12 protein-coding genes and 1 pseudogene are annotated in these 16,310 nt (G+C 59.3%); 5 read left to right on the top strand and 8 right to left on the bottom strand.

Annotated features, from left to right (window positions below; all coding sequences use genetic code 11):
- Window positions 1–37: 37 nt before the first annotated feature.
- The 8 genes and pseudogenes from AC1M2H_RS20475 to AC1M2H_RS20510 all read right to left on the bottom strand — a co-directional run bounded on the left by AC1M2H_RS20475 (window position 38) and on the right by AC1M2H_RS20510 (window position 10,108).
- Window positions 38–2,232 (bottom strand): annotated as a pseudogene (locus tag AC1M2H_RS20475) (TonB-dependent receptor).
- A gap of 61 nt (window positions 2,233–2,293) precedes the next feature.
- On the bottom strand, window positions 2,294–3,379 hold the full coding sequence (locus tag AC1M2H_RS20480; protein ID WP_480148818.1) for a YncE family protein: 1,086 nt from the start codon (window positions 3,377–3,379) through the stop codon (window positions 2,294–2,296).
- Window positions 3,380–3,700: 321 nt separating this feature from the next.
- Window positions 3,701–5,005, bottom strand: a complete 1,305-nt coding sequence (locus tag AC1M2H_RS20485) for an NAD(P)/FAD-dependent oxidoreductase (RefSeq protein ID WP_480148819.1) — start codon at window positions 5,003–5,005, stop codon at window positions 3,701–3,703.
- A gap of 326 nt (window positions 5,006–5,331) precedes the next feature.
- On the bottom strand, window positions 5,332–6,285 hold the full coding sequence (locus tag AC1M2H_RS20490) for an aldo/keto reductase (protein ID WP_480148820.1): 954 nt from the start codon (window positions 6,283–6,285) through the stop codon (window positions 5,332–5,334).
- Window positions 6,286–6,466: 181 nt separating this feature from the next.
- On the bottom strand, window positions 6,467–7,243 hold the full coding sequence (locus AC1M2H_RS20495) for an ABC transporter substrate-binding protein (protein WP_480148821.1): 777 nt from the start codon (window positions 7,241–7,243) through the stop codon (window positions 6,467–6,469).
- A gap of 19 nt (window positions 7,244–7,262) precedes the next feature.
- Window positions 7,263–8,441 (bottom strand): M20 aminoacylase family protein, encoded by a 1,179-nt coding sequence (locus AC1M2H_RS20500; protein ID WP_480148822.1) that lies wholly within the window; start codon window positions 8,439–8,441, stop codon window positions 7,263–7,265.
- A 598-nt stretch (window positions 8,442–9,039) separates the two neighbouring features.
- A complete protein-coding gene (locus AC1M2H_RS20505) occupies window positions 9,040–9,525 on the bottom strand; it encodes an RcnB family protein (protein WP_480148823.1) in 486 nt (161 codons plus the stop codon).
- A gap of 190 nt (window positions 9,526–9,715) precedes the next feature.
- Window positions 9,716–10,108: a hypothetical protein gene (locus AC1M2H_RS20510; protein ID WP_480148824.1), complete on the bottom strand. Its 393-nt coding sequence runs from the start codon at window positions 10,106–10,108 to the stop codon at window positions 9,716–9,718.
- 271 nt (window positions 10,109–10,379) lie between these two features.
- On the opposite strand from AC1M2H_RS20510, the gene AC1M2H_RS20515 reads away from it, so the two are divergent.
- From AC1M2H_RS20515 to AC1M2H_RS20535, 5 genes are all read left to right on the top strand, one after another.
- Window positions 10,380–11,498 (top strand): ABC transporter substrate-binding protein, encoded by a 1,119-nt coding sequence (locus tag AC1M2H_RS20515; protein ID WP_480148825.1) that lies wholly within the window; start codon window positions 10,380–10,382, stop codon window positions 11,496–11,498.
- Between the two features lie 57 nt (window positions 11,499–11,555).
- Window positions 11,556–12,584 (top strand): FecCD family ABC transporter permease, encoded by a 1,029-nt coding sequence (locus tag AC1M2H_RS20520; RefSeq protein WP_480151999.1) that lies wholly within the window; start codon window positions 11,556–11,558, stop codon window positions 12,582–12,584.
- Window positions 12,581–13,378: an ABC transporter ATP-binding protein gene (locus AC1M2H_RS20525; RefSeq protein WP_480148826.1), complete on the top strand. Its 798-nt coding sequence runs from the start codon at window positions 12,581–12,583 to the stop codon at window positions 13,376–13,378. Before AC1M2H_RS20520 ends, AC1M2H_RS20525 begins: the two co-directional genes overlap by 4 nt.
- Before the next feature lie 313 nt (window positions 13,379–13,691).
- Window positions 13,692–14,615, top strand: coding sequence for an aminoimidazole riboside kinase (locus tag AC1M2H_RS20530; RefSeq protein ID WP_480148827.1), 924 nt, complete (start codon window positions 13,692–13,694; stop codon window positions 14,613–14,615).
- A gap of 167 nt (window positions 14,616–14,782) precedes the next feature.
- Window positions 14,783–16,300 (top strand): carbohydrate porin, encoded by a 1,518-nt coding sequence (locus AC1M2H_RS20535; protein WP_480148828.1) that lies wholly within the window; start codon window positions 14,783–14,785, stop codon window positions 16,298–16,300.
- Window positions 16,301–16,310 lie beyond the last annotated feature (10 nt).

Below are 16,310 nucleotides of genomic sequence, written 5' to 3' on the forward strand. Positions count from 1 at the left end.
CGGGGCGAACCGTCCGGGCCCGCCCCGCGGTTTGGGCTTAGAAATCGTAGCTCATCGATACGCGGAGGGTGCGCGGATCGCCGACCGACAGATAGGTGCCGGAATCATCGACGCCGGACCAATATTTCTCGTTGGTGACGTTGGTGACGCCCGCGCGCAGGACCATCTCGTTACGATCGGCGTTGAGGCGCATGCGGTAGCGAACGCCCAGGTCGAGAGTGGTGTAGCTGTCGAGCTTTTTCGTATTCGCCGCATCGGCGTACTGCGAACCGGTGTGGTTCACCCGGGCGGTCGCCGTCAGGCCCTCGACCGGCTTGATGTCGTATTCGGCCCCAGCACCGCGTAGAAGCGCGAAACGCCCACCGCGTCTTTACCGTCGTTGGCGCCCTGAGCCGTTTTGGTCTGCTCAGGATCGAGCCACTGCATGCTGCCGTTGAGGCGCAGCCCCAGCATCGGCTCGCCGAAGACGTTCAGCTCGGCGCCGCGGTTGCGCTGCTCGCCGTCCAGCCTGTAGTAGCGGTTAGCATCGGAAATTGCGTTCGGCTTTTTGATTTCAAACAACGCCAGCGAGCCGCCGACGGTGCCGTAATCAATTTTTACCCCCACCTCATTCTGCTTCGAGTGCGCAATCCCGGTACTCTGTCCGGCGTTGGCGGCGGTATTCGGCGCCACGCTCCCCGGCTGCAGCGCTTCGGTGTGGTTGGCGTAGAGCGAAATCTCGTCCCACGGCTTGTAGACGAGGCCAACGGTCGGCGTCCAGCGGCTTTGGGTGTAAAGCGAAGTGGGGTCTTCCACGCCGGTTTTATTGCTGTAGTTGCGCACCACCACCTTCTGATGACGGGCGGCGGCGGTCAGCAGCACCTTATCGTTAAAGAAGCCCAGCGTATCGCTCAGCAGCCAGCCCTGGGTGCGGCTGCGCGAGGTGGTCAGCGGGTCAAAGTAGTTGCCGCCGAAAGCGGTGTTATCCGGCATCGGCACGTCATGGCCGTCATAAATATTGATCGCCGGGGTTTTCGTCGACATCCGCCATGCGGTTTTATCGCGCTTGATCTGCGCCGAGTAGCCGACGTTGATCTGATGGGAGATTGCGCCAGTGTTGAAATTGCCGCGCACGCCGCCCATGCCGCTGAAGGCGTCGATAATCCGGTTGGTATCCAGACGCCCGGCGGTGGCATCGCCGTTTTTGTTCAGCAGCTTCGCCGTGCTGTAGGTACCGGTCTCGTGCGCGTGCTGGCCGCCGAGGGCGCCGTACAGCGTCCAGCTGTTGCTGAGGTCGTACTCCGCCTTCGCCATCCCGAATTCGTTTTCGATATCGCTATAGCCCCACTTCTGGCCGTAGTTTTTGCGGTTATCCGGCACCGCGGGCACGAAGTCGACGCCGCTAACGTTAACCCCCATCTCCCCGCCGTGGAAGGTCTTTTTCTGATAGCCAAAATCGAGCGATGAACGGAAGCGGTCGCTGCGATAGTCCAGCCCCAGGGAGGCCAGCGTCGTGCGGCGGCGGTCGTTTTCCACCGCCGCCTCGCCTTCGCGATGCACCAGGTTTACGCGCGCGCCGAACTGGTTATCATCGCCAAAACGCCGGCCGAGGTCGAGGCTGCCGCCGACCTGAGAGTCAGAGGTGTAGTCGACGCCCACCCGGGCGGTGGGAATATCCTCAGCCCGCTTCGGTTCAAGGTTAATCATCCCGCCGACGCCGCTGCTGGCGGCGCCGTTGAGCAAGCCGTTGGCGCCCTTAAAGATCTCCACGCGCTCCAGCATCTGGGTATCCATCACCTGACGCGGCACCACCCCGGCGAGGCCGCCCATGGTCATATCGTCGCCGTCGAGTTTAAAGCCGCGAATGCGGTAGGTTTCGGCAAAGTTGCCGTAGCCCTGGACCGTCTGGATCCCCGCATCGTTGCTGACCACGTCGGCGATGGTGTGCGCCTGCTGGTCCTGAATCAGCCTGGCGGTGTAGCCGATGATGTTAAAGGGGACATCCATCGCCTTTTGTTCGCCGAGCATGCCGAGGCGGCCGCCGTGGGCAATCTGCCCATCGAGGAAGGCCGGAACCACCAGATCGCCGCCGGCTTTAAAGTCGCCGCCTTCGCTCGCCTGGACGACCATAACCTCTTCGCTTTTTTTGCTGCCGGCCGCGTCGTCCGCCGCCGCGCCCTGGGCGACGGCGCCAATCGTTAGAGCCAACAGCGTTTTACGCAGCGGGAAGGATGAAGAATGAGTGACGTGCATAATTTGTCCCTGGAGGAGAATAAGAAGTGAAACAAAAGGCCCGCTGGCGGGCCAATTTTATTTATTGATTCGTCAGGTCGATACGGACAACGCTGTCCGGACCTTTGGTCGAATGGTCTTTATTAAACGGCTGCTTGACGGTAACAAACAGCGTTTGACCGTCGGCTGAGAGCAGCAGGCTGTTGGGGTTGGCCGGAATATCCCACTCGCGCTTCTGCGCGTAGCTGGTGCCGTCGAGGCTGATGACCTTGCCGGATTCGCGCTGGGAGATATAAATCTCGTTGCGTTTCGGGTTGAACAGCACCGACAGCGAATCGCCCACGTCGAGCTGCTTAATCACCTTGCCGCTGTGAATATCCAGCACCAGGGTGGTTTTCGCTTTTGAGTTATCGGTGACGAACAGGCGGCCGGTCTCGCTATCTTCGGCGATATTCAACAGCAGCGCCGGCTTGTCGCCCAGCGGCTTCCAGCGCTGTTCAACGCGGTTATTGCGCGGGTTTATCACCAGGATTTCTCCGCCGCCGTTGGCCGCGTACAGGCGCCCGGTTTGCGCGGAATAGTGCAGGCCGGTCATCCATTTGCCGGTGTTTTTAATCCGCGTTTTCAGCTTCAGGGTGTTGGCATCAACCACCCAGATTTGCGCCGGATCGGCAACGGCGCCGACGTAGAGGGTATTGTTCAGCAGCAGGATCTGGCGCGCGCCGTACGGCAGGCCTTTATCGTTGCGCTCGCTAAACAGCAGGCGCTTTTTGACCTTGCCGGTGGTGGTATCAATAGCGCTGATGCCGCCGTCAAGCGAGTTGGTGACGAACAGCGTTTCGCCATCCGGGGTTATCTGGACGGCAAAGTTTTTCAGGTCGGTGTAGCTCAGGCCGATGGTTTTCAGCGTTTTCGGGTCGAGCTTATAGACCGCTCCGCCCTGCACGTCTTTAAAACCTTCCGCGCTGGCAACGTACAGCGCATCGCCTTTCGGGCTCAACGCCATTTCGTAGAGACCTTCGGCCAGCTCGCGCTTCAGCGGCTGCGCCACGGCGGCGGCAGGGGCGCTTTCGGCAACCGGTTGGGTAACGGGAGGGGTATGGGTAGCGGCGCAGCCGCTTAAGACCGCGGAGATAGCCAGCGCGAGGGCCGGGATAGCGTATTTCACAGGAGGTATCCTTTACAAAATCAATGACCTGATGGTAGCTCCTGGCCGATATTGTTTTCTTCAGCCTTATCGTACTGAGCCCCACCCTACGCCTTCGCTGTTTCCCTGTGAGCGACTCACTAACGCAGGTCATTCCCTACTTAGCCTGCAAACAAAAAGAAGAATGAGAACTATACTCATTATCGAAATTCAGGCAAGCGTAATCGCCCCTGTTGCGGGGAAAAATAATAATCTGCTGATTTTAGAGCACGATACGTGGAGGGTTTTGTTGCCGGATTTAACGCCTCCCGGACCGTCGCCGTCCGGGAGGTTATCTCATCGTTAGTGCAGCTTGAGGCGCGGACGGGTGATGCGGTTGATCCCGCCGGAGAGCATCAGCAAGCCGGTTTTCACATAGCCGTGCAGCGTCACCTGGTGCATACGGTACAGCGAATCGTAAACAAAGCGCGCCAGACGCCCCTCCACCATCATCGGCCCCGGCAGCAGATGGCCCATAATGCTCCCGAGGGTGGTATAGCCGGAGAGCGAGACCAGCGAGCCGCGGTCGCGGTAGACGAAGGATTTCAGCGGCCGGCCTTTCATCTGCGCAATAATATTATTTGCCGTGAAGAGAGCCATCTGGTGCGCCGCCTGGCCGCGCGGGGGAATAAATCCGCCTTCCGGACGCGGGCAGGCGGCGCAGTCGCCAAAGGCAAAAATATGGCCATCGCGCGTGGTCTGCAGCGTCGGCTCAACGACCAGCTGATTGATGCGGTTGGTCTCCAGGCCGGCAATCTCGCGCATAAAGTCCGGCGCCTTGATGCCGGCCGCCCACACCATCAGGTCCGCGTTAATCAGGTTGCCCTCTTTGGTATGCAGGCCCTGCGCGTCGGCGCGGGTAATCAGGGTTTGGGTCAGTACCTTGACGCCCAGCTTCGTCAGCTCATCGCGCGCCGCCGAGGAGATGCGCTCCGGCAGCGCCGGCAGAATACGCTCCCCGGCTTCAACCAGGCTGACGTTGAGCGCCTCGTTGCTCAGGTGCTTATAGCCGTAGCGCCGCAGCTCTTTCACCGCATTGTGCAGCTCCGCCGACAGTTCGACGCCGGTCGCCCCGCCGCCGACAATCGCAATGTTCACCTTGCCGGGATTCTGCGGATTAGCCGAATGACGAAGGAACAGATTAAGCATCTGCTGATGGAAGCGCTTTGCCTGCTCGGCGCTGTCGAGGAAAATACAGTTCTCCTTCACCCCGGGGGTATTAAAGTCGTTAGAGGTGCTGCCCAGCGCCATCACTAAGGTGTCCCAGCCGAGGGGGCGTTCGGCAACCAGCAGCTTGCCGCTTTCATCGCGCAGCTCCGCCAGCACGATGGTTTTCGCATCGCGATTAATATCGATAACCGAGCCGTGCTGGAACTCAAAATAGTTTTTACTGGCATGCGCCATAAAGCTCAGAGCGTCCACGCCGGCATCCAGTGATCCGGTCGCCACCTCATGCAGCAGCGGCTTCCACAGGTGGCTCTGGCTGCGATCGACGAGGATAATCCGGGCTTTATTACGTCGGCCAAGCCTTTGCCCCAGCTGCGTGGCCAGCTCCAGCCCGCCGGCGCCGCCGCCGACAATGACAATTTTTTTTAATGGCGCAGTCACTGCGACCTCCTGAAAATAAAAAAACAAATGTTAATTAAAAATTATTAATTAATGTTTAATTAACAACAGTTCGCCGAAAGGCGAATAAGTAAAAGAAATAACGCCGCAGCCTGGCGTAATAACGGCAGAATGAATAAGCCCCGCGTTTAATCCGCCGGTTATTGTACAAGTTTCGGTGAATTAGCCGGCAGGCATATATGAGGTAAATAAAAAAGCCACCAAATTGTTATATGGCGGACGGAGGGAGGAGGATTTAAATATTAGCCAAAAGTATTATTTTACCCGCCGGGGAAAAGCCGGAGCCCGACGGCTCCGGCAGGCGGCCGTCAGGCGCTGGCAATTTCGAGCCGCGCCAGCTGCGCGGCGTTAAGCGTCAGCGCGGCGGCGCGGGCAAAGCTCTCAACCTGGGCGACGCTGGTGGCGCTGGCGATCGGCGCGGTCACCCCTTCCCGGCTCATCAGCCAGGCGAGGGCCACCTCCGCCGGCTTAGCGTTGTGCTGCCCGGCAACCTCTTCCAGGGTATCGATAATGCGCATACCGCGCGGATTAAGGTATTTAGCGATGCCGCCGCCGCGCTGGCTCTGCGCCAGATCGGCCTGCTGGCGGTATTTGCCGGTTAAAAAACCGGAGGCGAGGCTGTAGTAGGTCACTACGCCAATTTCGCGGCTAATGCAAAGATCGCAGAGCGCGCCTTCGAAAGCGGTGCGGTGATAAAGATTATACTCCGGCTGCAGTACCTGCCAGGCCGGCAGGCCGCCCTTGCGCGCCACCTCCAGCGCCGCCGACAGCTGCTGCGCATCGAGGTTCGACGCGCCGGTCGCGCGGATTTTTCCCGCCTGCTGCAGGGCCTGGAACGCTTCCAGCGTTTCCGCCAGCGGGGTTTGCGGATCCGGCCAGTGGGCAAAATAGAGATCGATATAATCGCTATTCAGGCGGCGCAGCGACTGTTCTACCGCCTGCTGGATCCAGGCTTTACTCAGCCCATTGTGCCCGGCGGGCCCCATATCTGAGCCGACCTTGCTGAAGATTTTGACCCTCGCGCGCATTCCCGGACGCGCCTGCAGCCAGCGGCCGATAATCGTTTCCGACTCGCCGCCCTGATTGCCCTCCACCCAGCGGGAGTAAACGTCCGCCGTATCGATAGCGTCAAAGCCGTGGTCAATAAAAGCATCAAGAATGGCAAAACTGGTTTTTTCATCGCAGGTCCAGCCGAAAACGTTGCCGCCAAAGACCAGCGGCGCAATGGAAAATCCGGTCTTGCCTAATGGACGTGTCATCATGCCGTTCACTCCTTATCGACCCGTCATCCTTCCGGTTGCCCGCACCCGGCCTGGTTCAACTCGAATGAGTTAGGGTCTCGTTTATGTTCTGCGTCCTGAGAAATCGTGCCAGGGCCAGAAATGATAGTAGAGAAAGGAAGCCTGAGGCGGGCGTTCCGTGCCCGCCGCCTGCATAACCGCATTATGTCCCGGAATAGACGTCAAAGCTAAAATATTTCCCGGCCAGTTTTTTATAGGTTCCATCGGCAAGAATTGTGGCAATCGCGCCGTTAATCTCCTGACGTAGGGCTTCGTCGTCCTTGCGCAGGCCAATGGCCGCCCCGGCGCCAAACAGCTTATCATCCTGTAGATGACCGCCAACGAAGGCGAAATCTTTGCCTTGAGGCTGCTGCAGGAAGCTATAGTCCGCCATCATCCCGGAGAGCACCGCGCCGTCGATGCGCCCGGACTCGAGGTCCCGCACCACGCTGTCGGCGCCCTGATAGGCCACGATATTAATTCCCGCCGGACGCCAGTGCTGATTAACGTAGGTTTCCTGCGCCGAGCCCTGCTCCACGCCGATGGTTTTGCCCTTCAGCTGCTCCGGCGTATTGCCGCTCAGCGTATTTTTGCGCGCCACGAGGAACACCGGGCCGTTGTAGAGCTTGTCGCTAAAGCCAATCTGCTCTTTGCGCTTCTCGGTCATATACATACCGGAGAGAATGGCGTCAAATTTACGCGCCTTCAGCGCCGGAATAATACCGTCGAAGTTGCTCTCAACCCAGACGCATTTGGCCTGTAGCTGCTGGCAGATGGCGTTGCCTAAATCAATATCGAAGCCCGCCAGCTTGCCCTGAGGGTCCTTCCATTCAAACGGCGCAAAGGTCGGATCGACGCCAAAGCGAATTTCCTTATTCTCCGCGGCCAGCGCCGACGTTGAGGCCATCAGCGCAACCCACAGCAGTAGTGATTTTTTCATTATTTACGAGCTCCAGAGATCAGCGGCAGTGCGTTTCAACTAACCGGGCGAAAAGCGTCGCGCCGGTGCTAATAATGTCATCGTTAAAGTCGTAGCCCGGGTTATGCACCATGCAGCCGCCCTTGCCGCCCTTCTCGCCGTTGCCCAGCAGGAAGTAGCAGCCCGGACGCGCCTGCAGCATAAAGGCAAAATCTTCGCTGGCGTTCATCGGCGAGATCGACGGCAGCACCTTCTCGCTGCCGAAGACCTCCAGCGCCAGCTCCCTGGCAAACGCCGTCTCCTCCGCGCTGTTCGTCAGCACCGGATAGGAGTCATAAACCTCGACCTCGCTGGTTGCGCCGTAGCTTTTGGCGGTGAACTCGGTGATTTCGCGGATGCGTTTAATCAGCAGATCGCGGATCTCGGGCTTCATCGCCCGCACGGTCAGCTCCATCACCGCGCTTTCCGGAATGACGTTGGAGGCGATGCCCGACTGGAAGGTGCCGACGGTCACCACGGCGGTTTCGCCCGGCGGCACGTTGCGGGCGACGATGCTTTGCAGGGCCATCACCAGCGCCGCGCCGGCGAGGATCGGGTCAACCGTGCGGTCCGGGTGGGCGCCGTGGCCGCCGTAGCCGTGCACGGTGATTTTGACCGTATCCGCCGAGGCCATAAAATTGCCGGCATAAAAGCCGAGCTTGCCGACCGGCAGCCCCGGCATATTGTGCAGCGCAAAGATGCGCTCGCAGGGGAAGCGCTCGAACAGCCCGTCTTTAATCATTAAATCCGCCCCGCCGATAGCCTCTTCCGCGGGCTGGAAAATAAGATGCACGGTGCCGTTAAATTCGCAGGCCGGGGAGGCGATATATTTCGCCGCCGCCAGCAGGATAGTGGTGTGGCCGTCATGGCCGCAGGCGTGCATTTTTCCCGCCGCGGTGCTGGCCCAGGGCAGATCGGTGGTTTCAAAAATCGGCAGCGCGTCCATGTCGGCGCGCAGGCCGATGGTGCGCAGCGAGTCGCCCTTGCTCAACGAGCCGACCAGCCCGGTTTTTCCCAGTTCGCGGGTCACCTGATAGCCCCACTCCGCCAGCTTTCCGGCCACCAGCTCGCTGGTATTAAACTCCTCGAGGCTTAATTCCGGGTTGGCATGTAAATAATGACGGATCGCAATCATTTCATCTTCAGCTGCTTTAATTTCTGGAATTACAAAATCTGTCATGCCGGTCTCCGGGAAATAAGATATGCCCGCTCTCTTTCAGGCCGCATCCGCGCTGGCAACAGCCGGCTAATCCCCGCTTACCTGACCTAAGCTCCGGGGACTCGTCGCGCTGCCGCCTTGATGCCGCGTAAAATCTATGGGGTAAAAGTATCGACATAATTCACGATCCAGCGGCGCTGAAACCTGAAGGACGAAGAATATACGCAGAGTAAATAACTTATCTGGATAAGCGTTTAATGCAAGCAGCATTTCTAATTCCTGAGGGCGTCATCATCTTATTTACTAATAATTATTCAGCACCTTAACAAACGCCCCGCAAACAGTGCCGCGGTCCCCGGCGCATTAAAAAGCGCGCCGCCAGGCAGGCTATTTCCACGCGCAGCAAGCAGCCGCCGCCATCGTGACCTTCGATGACAAAACGGCGCGCAAAAATTTTATCAGCGCAGGGCGAGGATTAACGGCGACGGGCGCTGGCCGGGTGATAAGCTAAGTAAACGTGCCTGAGATCGTGCGGATCGGGGATGGGGAGCGCGCCGATCGCGGCGCGCAATGGGCACGCCCGGAGACGCTAAGGCATAGCGCTCCGGGATATCGGCCGTTAGTTGCTGAGAAGACCATTAACCAGAATTGAGGTGATGATCCCGGTCGCCGCCGCAATCAGGACGTAGTTACCGTCAATATACGACCAGTGCTGCCCCTGAGGAGGCGGCGGCAGGCCGCGATCGTTCCAGTTATTAATCCGGTACGCGTCGCCGCGAAAGCGCTCAGGCGCGGGCTGGCCTTTACGGAAGTCATGACCGTTCCACGCAAAATGCTCCTGCTCGTGGCGCTCCTGACGGTGCTGCGACTGCTCGCCGCTATTCGGCCCGCGATGATTGCCACTATCCTGACGGCCGTTCGCCTGGATTCCCTGCGGCCCGCCGCCGGGACCCTGCTGACGATTGCCGTCGTTTCTTCCGTGCCCGGACTCATTTTGCCACACCTGCTGCTGGCCGGGACCTTTGTTGCCGTTCGGGCCGTCGGCGTAGGCCAGCGACGTTAACGTGCAGGATAATATAACCGCCAAAGTAATAATCTTTTTCATTGTCCACCTCCTGATGTATTTCCTTTTTACCGCCAGAATGTGGAGAAACGGTGAGTATTAGTATAACCAGGAGTATTCCTGGCATATTATCCAGGGGAGCTAACCTTAATGACCCAGTGAGTTTTGCAGCTGCAATCGCGCAATAAAAAAAGGCCGCTTGCGCGGCCCTTTTATGCGGAACAGTCAGAAATTACTCAGTGACTTTCTTTTTTAAATCTTCAGCACCCTGCTTGGTTTTATCCCAGCCTTTTTCGGTGGCGGCTTTGGTTTTATTCCAGCCTTTTTCAGTTCCTTCTTTGGTCTTATCCCAACCCTTCTCAGTACCCTCTTTGGTCTTGTTCCAGGTTTTCTGCGTGCCTTCGCTGACCTTGCTGCCGAAGCTATCGCTTTTGCCTTCCGCCGCGTGTTTGGACTTAAGCTTCAGCTCATCGCCTTCGTTCTGGGCCTTGTGCAGTTTTTCCTTCGCCGTGTTCGCTCCTTCATGAGCCGCCGCGACGGTTTCATCAGTTGCGTGTGTGGTGGTTGCAGCAAAAACGGGGGCTGCTACCAGAATCGCAGATAACGCAATCATTGCCTTTTTCATAATATCCTCTCTAACGTGCTTAATGTTATGAGTCGCATTCAGCATGGCACAAGATTCTGCCGTTTGGCTTTAGGGATAGTTCTTAAAACTTAATCTGCCGCCGATTGCCTATTTTTTAGGCAGCTGGCAGTGGCCTCCCCGGCCGCGCTCATCCATTCCGCTAAGTTGTTACATTTTATGAAATCAGCGATTCATATAGCTGCCGTTTATTTTCACCCGAGAATAATTATCAAAATCATTATATTTATAATTAGCAAACGGAACTCATATTATGGCAATAAAATCAGTAAGTTCGCTTATTTTCACTGCGCTAATTTCCGCCCCGCTGTACGGCTATGCCACTCAGTACCCGCTCACCGTGACCGACCTCGACGGCCGCAGCATTACCCTCCAGCACGAGCCGCAGCACATTATCCTGCAGGACGGCCGGGATATTATGGCGCTGGCGCTTCTCGACCGGGACAATCCCTTCAAGCGGCTGGTCGCCTGGAATAATCTGGCGAAAAAACAGGATGTTGAAACCTGGAAGATGCTGCAGCAAAAGTGGCCGCAGGCGGCGAACATTCTTGATATGGGCTTTAGCGACAAGGGCAATATCGACCTTGAAAGCGTGATTTCCCGCCAGCCGGACCTGATGATTGCCCAGCTGCGCGCGAAGCCGGCGCTGGAGGAGAGCGGCATGATCGACAAGCTCGGGGCGCTCAATATTCCGGTGCTGTTTGTCGATTACGAAGTGAACCCGGCGAAGGATACCGCCCCGAGCATCGACCTGCTGGGCAAGGTGCTCAACCGCGAAGACAACGCCAAAGCCTATACCGACTACTATCGTCAGCAGCTGCAGACCATTCGCCAGAAAACCGCGGCCATCGCGCCGAAGGCGAACGTCTTCGTCGAGGCGCTGGCGGGCAATAGCGACGCCTGCTGCTTTACCCACGGACACAGCGGCTGGGGCGGGCTGGTTGAAGCGGTCGGGGCCAATAACATCGGCGCGCAGGTGCTGCCAGGCGCCTCCGGCTTTGTGGCGCTGGAGAAGGTGATTAGCATGAAGCCCGACGCCTACATCATGACCGGCTCAAAACGCGGCAACAGCCAGGTTCTGCCGCTCGGCTACCGGGTTAACCCGCAGGAGGTGAACGCCCAGGCTCAGGTTCTGCTGTCGCGGACCGGGGTCAGCGACATCCCGCCGGTGAAGGCCGGGCGGGCCTACGGGGTTTACCACCACTTCTACAACCATCCGTGGAACATCGTCGGCATGGAGTATCTGGCGAAAGATATCTATCCGCAGGCGTTTAGCAGCCTCAACCCGGACGATAGCTACCGCTATATCGTGCGCCACTTCACCTCTCTGCCCGATCTGCCCTTCGTCTTTTCCTGGAAACAAGGTGAGTAAGCGCCCATGAGTTCGACGACGGAATCCGCCCTCGGCGCTCCCGGAACCGGGGAGGAGGTGACGGCCAGCTACCGCCGGATCGTGCGCCGCCGCATCGGTTTTATGCTGCTGCTGGCGGCGCTGATTATCGCCTCTCTGCTGCTCGATTTTACGATGGGTCCGTCCGGGATGCCCCTGCATACCCTGTGGCAAACCCTGATCGATCCTGCCGGCGCCAGCGCCGGAACGCGGGTCATCGTCTGGGATATCCGCATGCCGTACGCCCTGATGGCGATTATAGTCGGCCTCGCGCTCGGCCTCGCCGGCGCGGAGATGCAGACCATCCTCAACAATCCGCTGGCCAGCCCCTTTACCCTTGGCGTCTCCTCGGCGGCGGCCTTCGGCGCCGCGCTGGCCATCGTGCTGGGGATCGGCATACCTGGGATCCCCAGCCAGTGGTTTATCTCGGCCAACGCCTTTATCTTCGCGCTGCTGGCCGCGCTGCTGCTGGACGGCATTACCCGCTGGACCCAGGTGGCCTCCTCCGGGGTGATCCTGTTCGGCATCGCGCTGGTCTTTACCTTCAACGCGCTGGTCTCAATGCTGCAGTTTGTCGCCAACGAAGATACGCTGCAGGGGCTGGTGTTCTGGACCATGGGCAGTATTGACCGCGCCTCGTGGCAGAAGGTCGGCATTTTACTCGCGGTGCTGGCGGTGGTGATGCCGCTATCGATGCTGAGCTCGTGGAAGCTGACGGCGCTGCGTCTCGGTGAAGATCGGGCCATGAGTTTCGGGATCAACGTCCGTCGCCTGCGCTTAACCACCCTGCTGCGGATCAGCATTTTGTCGGCGATTTCGGTGGCCTTCGTCGGCCCGATTGGCTTTATCGGCCTGGTGGCTCCGCACATCGCGCGCCTGATTTTCGGCGAAGATCACCGCTTTTACCTCCCCGCCAGAGCCCTGATCGGCGCTCTGGTCCTGTCGCTGGCCTCCGTGGCGTCGAAGAATCTGATCCCCGGCGCCATTATTCCGGTCGGGATCGTCACCTCGCTGGTGGGCGTCCCGTTCTTTCTGAGCATCATTTTGCGCCATCGGGGGAACGTATGAGTTCACGCATCTCTGCGGGGCTTGCGCTGTCGCGCTTTAGCGCCGGCTATCCGAAGCGCCAGGTCATCCACGACCTGACGGTGCCGCAGCTGCCGCGCGGTGAAATTACCGCCCTGCTGGGCCCCAACGGCAGCGGTAAATCGACCCTGATGCGGGCGATGGCCGGCCTCGGTCCTTCGACCGGCGAGCTGTCGCTCGACGGGGAGAATCTGCTGACCCTGCCGTTTGCCCGGCGGGCGGAAAAGGTGGTCTATCTGCCGCAAACGCTGCCGGCGGGGGTCCATCTGCACGTGCTGGAGTCGATTATCGTCGCCCAGCGCGCCGCCGGCGGCGTGCACGACGCCCAAAGCCAGCAGCAGGTAATGTCCCTGCTGCGCCAGCTCGGCATTGAGCATCTGGCGCTCAGCTATCTCGACCGGCTTTCCGGCGGACAGAAGCAGCTGGTCGGCCTGGCCCAGTCGCTTATCCGCCAGCCGGCGCTGCTGCTGCTCGACGAGCCGCTCAGCGCGCTGGATTTGAACTATCAGTTTCACGTGATGGATCTGGTGCGCAGGGAAACCCAAAGGCGCAACATCGTCACCCTGGTGGTGGTGCATGACATTAATATCGCCCTGCGCCATGCCGACCGCGTGCTGATGTTAAAAGAGGGGCGCCTGCTGGCCGAGGGGCCGCCGTCGCAGGTTATCACGCCGCAGATCTTAGCCGAGGTATACGGCGTGCGCGGCCGCATTGAGCCCTGCTCCCAGGGGGTTATGCAGGTGATTATTGACGGCCTGGTCGGTAGCGCGGCGTAGGCGGCGGTGACGCGATCAGCGCCGCCTTCTCCCCTGACGGCAGGCATGGCAAAGCGTTCAGGCAAAACGCCGCGACGTATTCGCGGAACCGATTCCCCGCAACCGGCACAAAGGTCATGACCGCCCGCCAAACGAGCATATTCCCGCCCGGCCGGGACGCGCCCGGCGGCCGTTTTGCGGCGTCCATCCCGGCGCCGCGATTTTTTGCCCTGTCTCCCACTTTAGGCATCCCGGCGTTTCGATCTGCGCAGGGCTATGTTTTAATAAAAGCTAAACCGGTTTAATTTAGTTTAGCAAGAGAGGTAAAAAGAGCATGAACGCAAAAGTTTGGCTGGTCGGAGATGCGGTGGTGGATCTGCTGCCGGAGAGCGGAGGACGGCTGCTGCAGTGTCCCGGCGGCGCGCCGGCCAACGTCGCGGTGGGCGTTGCCCGCCTCGGCGGAGAGAGCGGATTTATCGGCCGCGTCGGCGACGATCCCTTCGGCCGCTTTATGCGCCAGACGCTGGAGCAGGAACGGGTCGACGTCAACCATATGCGCCTCGACCCGCAGCAGAGAACCTCGACCGTGGTGGTCGACCTCGACAGCCACGGCGAGCGAACCTTTACCTTCATGGTGCGCCCCAGCGCCGATCTTTTCCTGCAGCCGGAGGACTTACCGACCTTTGCGCCCCGCCAGTGGCTCCACGTCTGCTCTATTGCCCTCAGCGCTGAGCCAAGCCGGAGCACCACCTTCACGGCGATGGAGCAGATCAAAAGCGTCGGCGGCCGGGTGAGCTTCGACCCCAACATTCGCGAGGAGCTGTGGCAGGATCCGGCGCTGCTGCAGGCCTGTCTCGACCGGGCGCTGTCGCTTGCCAACGTGGTGAAGCTCTCTGAGGAGGAGCTGGTCTTTATCAGCGGCAGCAGCGATCTGGCGCAGGGTATCGCCATCTTAACCCGGCGCTACCGGCCGGATCTGCTGCTGGTCACCCAGGGCAAAGCCGGCGTGCTGGCGGCTTTTCAGCAGCAGACGCTCCACTTTGCGGCGCAGCCGGTGGTCAGCGTCGATACCACCGGCGCGGGGGACGCCTTCGTCGCCGGACTGCTCGCCAGCCTCGCCGCCCGCGGCATACCCACCGACCTGGCGTCGCTGGAGGCGGCGCTGCTGCTGGCGCAGACCTGCGGCGCGCTGGCAACCACCGCCAAAGGTGCCATGACCGCCCTGCCCCGGCTGCACGATCTCGATCGCCCGTTTTGATCCCCCGCGGGCCGTTGCCGACGGCCCGCTTTGTCGCCTCCGTCACAATTATTAAATCGGTTTAGCAAAATTCATTTCATGATGCCTGTTGTCGTGTTTAACATATTACTTAAACCGGTTTAGCAAAAAAACACACCACTCAATTTCACCTTTGGGATGCGAACAGCATGTACAGAAAACGCACACTTGCCGTCCTTATCGCTTTGCTAAGCGGAGCCGGTTCGGCCCATGCGCAAACGGATTTAAGCACCATCGAAGCCCGTCTGATCGCCCTGGAAAAACGCCTGCAGGAGGCGGAAAATCGGGCGCAGACCGCGGAAAACCGCGCCGACTCGGCCGAGAAGAAGGTTGAGCAGCTCACTACGCAGCAGCAGAAAACCCAGGACAACACCCAGCAGGTGGCCCAGCGCACCGCCCGGCTGGAGAAGAAGGCCGATGAAAAAAGCGGCTTTGAGTTCCACGGCTACGCCCGCTCCGGCGTAATCATGAACGACTCAGCCTCCAGTACTAAATCCGGCGCATATATGACGCCGGCGGGGGAAACCGGCGGGGCTATCGGCCGCCTGGGGAACCAGGCCGACACCTATGTTGAAATGAATCTTGAACATAAGCAGACCCTGGATAACGGCGCGACGACCCGCTTCAAAGTGATGGTGGCCGACGGACAAACCACCTACAACGACTGGACGGCAAGCACCAGCGATTTGAACGTTCGTCAGGCCTTCGTCGAGCTGGGCAACCTGCCGACCTTCGAAGGACCGTTCAAAGGTTCAACCCTGTGGGCCGGCAAACGCTTCGACCGCGACAACTTCGACATTCACTGGGTCGATTCCGACGTGGTATTCCTCGCGGGTACCGGCGGCGGTATTTACGACGTGAAGTGGAACGACAGCCTGCGAAGTAACTTCTCTCTTTACGGACGCAACTTCGGCGATATTGATGATTCAAGCAATAGCGTGCAGAACTACATCCTCAGCATGAACCACTTCATCGGCCCGGTGCAGGTGATGGTCAGCGGGATGCGGGCGAAAGATAACGATCAGCGGAAAGATACCAACGGCAATCTGGTCAAAGGCGATGCGGCAAATACCGGGGTACATACGCTACTCGGTTTGCACAACGACAGTTTTTACGGCCTGCGGGAAGGGAGCAGCAAAACGGCTCTGCTCTACGGCCACGGTCTGGGCGCAGAGGTGAAAGGCGTCGGTTCCGACGGCGCGCTGCGTCCGGGAGCCAATACCTGGCGCTTCGCCAGCTACGGCACCACGCCGCTCAGCAAGAACTGGTTTATCGCCCCGGCGGTACTGGCGCAGAGTAGTAAAGACCGCTATGTCGATGGCGACAGCTACCAGTGGGCGACCCTCAACATGCGTCTGATTCAGGAGATCGGCCAGAACTTCGCCCTCGCTTACGAAGGCAGCTACCAATACATGGATCTCAAACCCGAGGGCTATAACGACCGTCATGCAGTGAACGGCAGCTTCTATAAACTCACCTTCGCACCGACCTTTAAGGTCGGCAGCATCGGCGATTTCTTCAGTCGTCCGGAGATCCGTCTCTACACCTCGTGGATGGACTGGAGCAAAAAGTTGGATAATTACGCCAGCGATGACGCTTTAGGCAGCAGCGGTTTTAAATCGGGCGGCGAATGGTCGTTCGGTATGCAAATGGAGACCTGGTTCTGACGGCAGGGAC

Source organism: Klebsiella sp. F11, assembly GCF_056712265.1.

Bases quoted from the DNA above. Each gene is read 5' to 3' on its own strand.
- AC1M2H_RS20490 (WP_480148820.1), bottom strand. From the start codon at position 6,285: ATGATGACACGTCCATTAGGCAAGACCGGATTTTCCATTGCGCCGCTG.
- AC1M2H_RS20515 (WP_480148825.1), top strand. From the start codon at position 10,380: ATGGCAATAAAATCAGTAAGTTCGCTTATTTTCACTGCGCTAATTTCC.
- AC1M2H_RS20530 (WP_480148827.1), top strand. From the start codon at position 13,692: ATGAACGCAAAAGTTTGGCTGGTCGGAGATGCGGTGGTGGATCTGCTG.
- AC1M2H_RS20510 (WP_480148824.1), bottom strand. From the start codon at position 10,108: ATGAAAAAGGCAATGATTGCGTTATCTGCGATTCTGGTAGCAGCCCCC.
- AC1M2H_RS20525 (WP_480148826.1), top strand. From the start codon at position 12,581: ATGAGTTCACGCATCTCTGCGGGGCTTGCGCTGTCGCGCTTTAGCGCC.
- AC1M2H_RS20500 (WP_480148822.1), bottom strand. From the start codon at position 8,441: ATGACAGATTTTGTAATTCCAGAAATTAAAGCAGCTGAAGATGAAATG.
- AC1M2H_RS20495 (WP_480148821.1), bottom strand. From the start codon at position 7,243: ATGAAAAAATCACTACTGCTGTGGGTTGCGCTGATGGCCTCAACGTCG.
- AC1M2H_RS20505 (WP_480148823.1), bottom strand. From the start codon at position 9,525: ATGAAAAAGATTATTACTTTGGCGGTTATATTATCCTGCACGTTAACG.
- AC1M2H_RS20535 (WP_480148828.1), top strand. From the start codon at position 14,783: ATGTACAGAAAACGCACACTTGCCGTCCTTATCGCTTTGCTAAGCGGA.